This is a genomic window from Gilliamella sp. wkB108 (assembly GCF_001690195.1).
In the GTDB taxonomy this organism is placed as follows: Bacteria; Pseudomonadota; Gammaproteobacteria; order Enterobacterales; family Orbaceae; genus Gilliamella; species Gilliamella apicola_L.
This window is the reverse complement of the sequence record NZ_LZGM01000104.1, coordinates 24,343-30,966: the sequence shown is the minus strand read 5'-3', so window position 1 is coordinate 30,966 and position 6,624 is coordinate 24,343. Positions and strand designations below refer to the sequence as shown.

Sequence of the window (6,624 nt, the reverse complement as noted above, 5' to 3'; positions counted from 1 at the left end):
CATGGCATCCGATCAACAATATTTTGATATATTTATCACAGGTGTGAAAAATCCATTAAATTGGCAACCGGTAAGTGTTGGTAATATAACAGCCTCATTTAGTAACATTACCACCGGAAGTGTTAGGGTGACATTAAGCGGACCTAATGCTGATACCCTTGCACAGGGTGGTAAAGCAGATACATTTACTAATCCAACTCAAATAGTGTTAGAAGGAAAGGATGCAAACGGAAAAACTATTGTAAGTTATGGTTTTGTTCTAAGAAAATGGTTTGTTAATCGTAAAAAATATTTGGATACGGCAAGTAGTATAGAGATGTGGTGTTTTGGTTTAGGTGATTATCGTGTACCTGGTTTATTGGATGTAACCAATGGTGTAAATAGCCTTATTCCAATAGTACCTCAACATCCCCATCCAGATGGTCGCAATAATTATTATCGACGTATAGGTGGTGGTTTGTTTAGCGAATGGGGGAATGTAGGACAAACTTATGCGCAGACTGGTTGGCTTACTAATGCTATTTGGGTCAGTGATATGGTTGGTGATTATCAAGTAACGGTAGAAGGAGCCGGAGGTGTTTCACATCTTACCAGTCCAGTTGCTAAAGCTTATGGCGCATGTGTTAGTAAAAATTAGTTTAGTTACAGATTAACTTAGCGTTTGATATTAGTTAATCGAAGTTAATTCGCTATTTTTATAATTGGTTAACTAATATATACAAAGGATTAATATTTCAATTTGTTGCCGGAAAGGAAACGTTGGTGGCAAATTGTATAATTTTATGCAGAAAACCCTAATACAACTTGTTTCCCCTTGATAAACAAAGAGGATTGTATATAGACGGATCATCAATATAATTTTTATCTCAGCATCTTTATTATAATTAGATAAAGTTCTGTTTATTATGTTGTAGCCAGATGAGGCTACGAATATTAAGTAAACGTATCTTATCCTCTAGTAGCATGAAAGATCGCAACAGAGTAGTCACAATATTACTGGTTTGGATTTACGAAATTGGCATTTAATCCGTTACTTCTCAACTCAAGCAAAGGCTTTTTTCAGGTCAATTTTCGGTTGTTATAAAAGATAAATGGTAAAAATTATTATGAAGATTAGTTCATATAAACATAGATTATGTGTGGATTCTTTATACACATCAGTGCTACATCCATAAAATATTCCATTTTTATCCATGGTTGGTTTATTAGTAGAGGCTATGACGGTTTACGTTCCTTCCTACGGCAAAAAACATCTCTTTAGATCAGCAAACATAAAATTGTTGTAGCACGTTCACCAGAATATGTCTACAAATTTGAAGAGTTAATCAAATTTGTAGCTTCAATATTTAATTCTAGTTTGGCGAAATGTTAACAAATGATATGTTGAGTTTTTTTATCATCAGAATTGGCTGATTTTTTTGCGGATAATGAGTTGGTTAAGTCAATTACAGATTCAGTTATTAGTAATTTTTCTATCTTTGATAGGTATAGCTCAAGATTTTGAAAACAGAATTTTGTAAAGAAATTTAAAGATATTGGACTTTTTTCTATAGTTATCTTTTGTTAATATATAGTTATAAAATATCAGTTTTAATTGTTTGATTGGATGAGTATACTTTTAATTAACTTTAATTGTAATATTGATAAATATACCTACATTTGATTTTTAGCAATATTCGGTATTGGTTTTAATTATTAATTTATTTTTAGTTAAGGCTATGCGAAGTTTTTATTGAAAATACACATCTGAAGAATGGAACTCTACTTAACTGTAAAATTTATTCTTTATTGAAAGTAAAAGGAATTAGTAAAATTAAACTATGAAAACAGTTCTACATTCACATGTTCTATCATTTTATCTAAATTATAGCATTCAAAACCGTTATTCATCTTTTTCAGGTATCTGTAATTTATTTTTAAAAAAGACCAATTTTTTGCTCAAAAATCTCAAATCAGTTATCGCTTTTGGTCTGATTTTGTTTTTATTGCCTATCACAGCTAATGCAATATCTACAGCAACAACCGTAAACAAAATTATTGGTAATCCTCCTTATATAGAATTAAATGGTTACACAATAAAAGACTTAAAACATTTATTAAGTATTAAAGTGGGTAATGATATTTATATTAGTGATAGTTCGGGTAATATGTTCAAAGATAAAGGTGACGGTACCTATGAGAAAGTCTATGTAATTACCCTACCCAATATTGGAGATACCTTCTCGACGGTTAAAACTGTCGTTCCACCAGATACCCAAGTATATAAATTAGATGATATTAGCGTTATACCTTTATCAGCAAAAAAGGATGATGATGGTGATGTAGTCATTTCAATAAAAGGCAAAATGGAGGGTAAATGGTTAGATAACAATGGTGACGTTATTAGAGAAAAAGCACCAGGTATTAGTGACTTGACTAAACCATTAAACATTTGTCGAACCCCTTATACGTTGACGCTCTCCTCATCAGTTAATCCACAAATAAATACACTATACGGTTTACCTAATACGTTTTTGTATGGTAATGGTACGGCTAAATTTAAAATAGATGTATTACAACAACCCGCTATCTGTTTTGCGAGACCTAATTTGGCGGAAGGAAAAGGGATTTACGCAGGACCTGTTAATATGTGGGATTCTTCAATGGGTTTTAAAACACAACCGACTTACGCTGAAAATTTTCCTACCATGGCATCCGATCAACAATATTTTGATATATTTATCACAGGTGTGAAAAATCCATTAAATTGGCAACCGGTAAGTGTTGGTAATATAACAGCCTCATTTAGTAACATTACCACCGGAAGTGTTAGGGTGACATTAAGCGGACCTAATGCTGATACCCTTGCACAGGGTGGTAAAGCAGATACATTTACTAATCCAACTCAAATAGTGTTAGAAGGAAAGGATGCAAACGGAAAAACTATTGTAAGTTATGGTTTTGTTCTAAGAAAATGGTTTGTTAATCGTAAAAAATATTTGGATACGGCAAGTAGTATAGAGATGTGGTGTTTTGGTTTAGGTGATTATCGTGTACCTGGTTTATTGGATGTAACCAATGGTGTAAATAGCCTTATTCCAATAGTACCTCAACATCCCCATCCAGATGGTCGCAATAATTATTATCGACGTATAGGTGGTGGTTTGTTTAGCGAATGGGGGAATGTAGGACAAACTTATGCGCAGACTGGTTGGCTTACTAATGCTATTTGGGTCAGTGATATGGTTGGTGATTATCAAGTAACGGTAGAAGGAGCCGGAGGTGTTTCACATCTTACCAGTCCAGTTGCTAAAGCTTATGGCGCATGTGTTAGTAAAAATTAGTTTAGTTACAGATTAACTTAGCGTTTGATATTAGTTAATCGAAGTTAATTCGCTATTTTTATAATTGGTTAACTAATATATACAAAGGATTAATATTTCAATTTGTTGCCGGAAAGGAAACGTTGGTGGCAAATTGTATAATTTTATGCAGAAAACCCTAATACAACTTGTTTCCCCTTGATAAACAAAGAGGATTGTATATAGACGGATCATCAATATAATTTTATCTCAGCATCTTTATTATAATTAGATAAAGTTCTGTTTATTATGTTGTAGCCAGATGAGGCTATGAATATTAAGTAAACGTATCTTATCCACTAGTAGTATGAAAGATTGCAAAAGAGTAGTCACAATATCTTTACCACTACATTATAGATATTAGTAAAATTCATTTAACTTATTTTATTTTTGCAATGAATAAATAAAAACTATGACAAAATACATCAGATAAAATGTGGCGAATGATATTAGATAGGCTATTTACATTAAAAAAAGAGTTATTCCAAAATTACAGAGTAAATTCATAAAAAATTGAAAAATCAATGTAAATCTTATGTTATGATTAGTAATTATTATTTTTTCTGGGTATTAAATTGCTTTTTTCTTATTCGTTATATTAATATTATTATTTATTCGCGTTTTTAAATTGAAAATGGTAATATTACGCACTTTTTAAAGTGCGAGACATAAATTCAATAAGCAATATATCTAGGAAGCATAATGTCATCTTATACACTTAATCACCTGCCTTTAGGGCATGAGGCGGTTATTGCACGTCTGTTACCACAATCGTTACCTTTTCGCAGAAAACTACTTGCCATGGGGATAACGCCTGGTTGTAAGGTTTCGCTTGTAAGAGTTGCACCATTTGGTGATCCGATCGAAATCAAAATGCGAGGCTTTCTCCTTTGTATACGCTCTTGCGAAGCTGCAACTATTGAAGTCATGGAGATAGAAAGATGAACATAGCTTTAATTGGTAATCCAAATTGTGGTAAAACCACTTTATTTAATTTACTAACTGGTGCTAAACAGCGGGTAGGTAATTGGCCAGGTGTAACCGTTGAACGTAAAACTGGTAAATTTTCATATAAAAACACTCAATATGATGTGATTGATTTACCGGGTACTTATTCAATTGAAACTGATCCACTATCAATGTCTCAAGATGAATTGATTGCGCGTGAATTTGTATTAAGTGAAAAAAACAGTATTATTATAAATATCATTGATGCAGCCAATTTACAGCGCAGTTTATATCTCACTTTTCAGTTAATTGATTTACAAGTACCAATGATCGTTGTTTTAAATATGATTGATGAAGTTAAGGCTATTGGTGAGCATATTAATGAAGACGCATTATCCACATTACTTGGCTGCCCAGTTGTCGCAGTCTCTTCGACCAAAAAAATTGGTTTAAACTCTCTTTATCAGCAAATTGAAAAAATTGTATTAACTAGGCAAATAGCTAAACCTTCGATTGATACCTTAGGTGAAACTCAACAAGCAATACTTCATCGGCATATTAATGAATTACCTTCTGATAGTCTGATTCATCGATTAAATCGTTGGCAATTAATCGATGCTCTCTTAGATAGTTCTCATTATCCATTAAATGAATTTGAATTAGAAAAACTTAATGCTTGTCGTATTTTGCTTTCTACCTGGTGTGATAATGAAATTGATGTGGCATTAGCCAGCGCTCGTTATGACACTATAGATCAGGTTTGTAAAGAGGTAATAGATAAACCACGTGAATTAAATAGTCGTTTTTCTGAAAAACTCGATAAAATCATATTAGGGCGAATTACCGGTATACCCATTTTTTTATTGGTAATGTATATGATGTTTAACGTCGCCATTAATTTGGGTTCAGTATTTATTGATTTTTTTGATGTATTGTGTGCGACTGTTTTCGTTAATGGCACCTCTTATTTATTGCATATATTAAACAGTCCTGATTGGTTGATTGCTATTTTAGCTAATGGTATTGGTACTGGTATTCAAACGGTATCAACCTTTATTCCAGTTATTGGGATGATGTTTTTTTGTCTTTCTTTTTTAGAGGATTCGGGTTATTTGGCTCGAGCTGCAATGGTAGTCGATCGGGGTATGCGGTGTATAGGTTTACCCGGTAAAGCTTTTGTACCTATGTTGATTGGTTTTGGTTGTGGTGTTCCAGCAATTATGGGGACGCGAACACTTGAAAGTACCCGTGATAGAATAATGACTATTTGCATGATCCCTTTCATGTCATGTGGTGCAAGGCTACCTGTTTATACTCTATTTGCAGTGATATTCTTCCCTCATCATGCTTCTACAATAGTATTTATTTTATATTTATTGGGGATTTTAATTGCAATTATAACCGGGCTTATTTTGAAATTAACTCTATTAAAGGGTAGCATCACACCATTTATTATGGAAATGCCAGTTTATCGAATTCCAACATTACGTAGTTTGTTTAAATTGACTTGGCAACGCTTAAAAAGTTTTATTTTTAAAGCAGGAAAAGCTATTGTCATTATGGTTACCATTCTTAGCATGCTCAATTCCTGGGGAACAGATGGTTCATTTGGTCATGAAAATTCAGATAATTCTGTATTATCAATGGTTAGCAAAAAAGTAACACCGATCTTTGAATCTTTTGGTATTTCTAGTGATAATTGGCCGGCAACAGTAGGGATTTTTACCGGTGTTTTTGCTAAAGAAGCGATTATAGCTACATTAAATTCACTTTATTCAATGGATGAACAAAAGAACCATAACGAAGAGTTTAATTTATTAACTGGTATCAAACACGCTGTTGCGACGATCCCTGAAAATATGGCAGAGCTTTCACATACTATTTTTGATCCACTAGGGTTTGCATCAATTGATGAAGATATTGATTCTTTACAAAGTGATTTAGCGGTAAATTCAATAACGGTGTCAAAAATTAAAACCTCATTTGTTACTTCTACAACAACGCTCGCTTATTTGATTTTTATACTCCTTTACACACCGTGTGTAGCTACATTAGGGACAATTTATCGAGAAACAGGGATTAAATGGATGATATTTGTTGCCATTTGGACATTTGCTGTAGGATGGTTTGTTGCAACAATTTATTATCAATTTACATTATTGGGACAATCAAGCTCTGCTAGTCATTGGTTAATTGGTTGTAGTATGTTTATGATAATATTGCTTGTATTGATGCGACTATTTGTACATTATTCATCTTTCAATCAAAAGAGTATTGATTCGGATTCAACGATAAGTAAATCAGATTGTTGTGATTAAATCTGTCTATAACCAAA

The 6,624-nt window shown here is 32.8% G+C and carries 3 protein-coding genes and 1 pseudogene; all 4 read left to right on the top strand.

Going from position 1 to position 6,624, the window contains the following annotated elements; genetic code table 11:
* Positions 1 to 637, top strand: a pseudogene (locus A9G11_RS14485) (hypothetical protein); the annotation flags it as partial.
* A 1,183-nt stretch (positions 638 to 1,820) separates the two neighbouring features.
* Complete coding sequence (locus tag A9G11_RS11665; protein ID WP_065619787.1) at positions 1,821 to 3,323, top strand: hypothetical protein; 1,503 nt, start codon at positions 1,821 to 1,823, stop codon at positions 3,321 to 3,323.
* 720 nt (positions 3,324 to 4,043) lie between these two features.
* Positions 4,044 to 4,286, top strand: coding sequence for a FeoA family protein (locus A9G11_RS11660; protein WP_065619786.1), 243 nt, complete (start codon positions 4,044 to 4,046; stop codon positions 4,284 to 4,286).
* Positions 4,283 to 6,607 carry a Fe(2+) transporter permease subunit FeoB gene (gene feoB / locus A9G11_RS11655; RefSeq protein ID WP_065619785.1) on the top strand — a complete coding sequence of 775 codons (2,325 nt, stop codon included), beginning with the start codon at positions 4,283 to 4,285 and terminating at the stop codon, positions 6,605 to 6,607. The genes A9G11_RS11660 and feoB overlap by 4 nt, the downstream gene beginning before the upstream one ends.
* The last annotated feature ends 17 nt before the right edge of the window (positions 6,608 to 6,624 follow it).

Excerpts from the sequence above, each read along its gene's own strand:
- feoB (WP_065619785.1), top strand. The coding sequence starts at position 4,283 with ATGAACATAGCTTTAATTGGTAATCCAAATTGTGGTAAAACCACTTTA.
- A9G11_RS11660 (WP_065619786.1), top strand. The coding sequence starts at position 4,044 with ATGTCATCTTATACACTTAATCACCTGCCTTTAGGGCATGAGGCGGTT.
- A9G11_RS11665 (WP_065619787.1), top strand. The coding sequence starts at position 1,821 with ATGAAAACAGTTCTACATTCACATGTTCTATCATTTTATCTAAATTAT.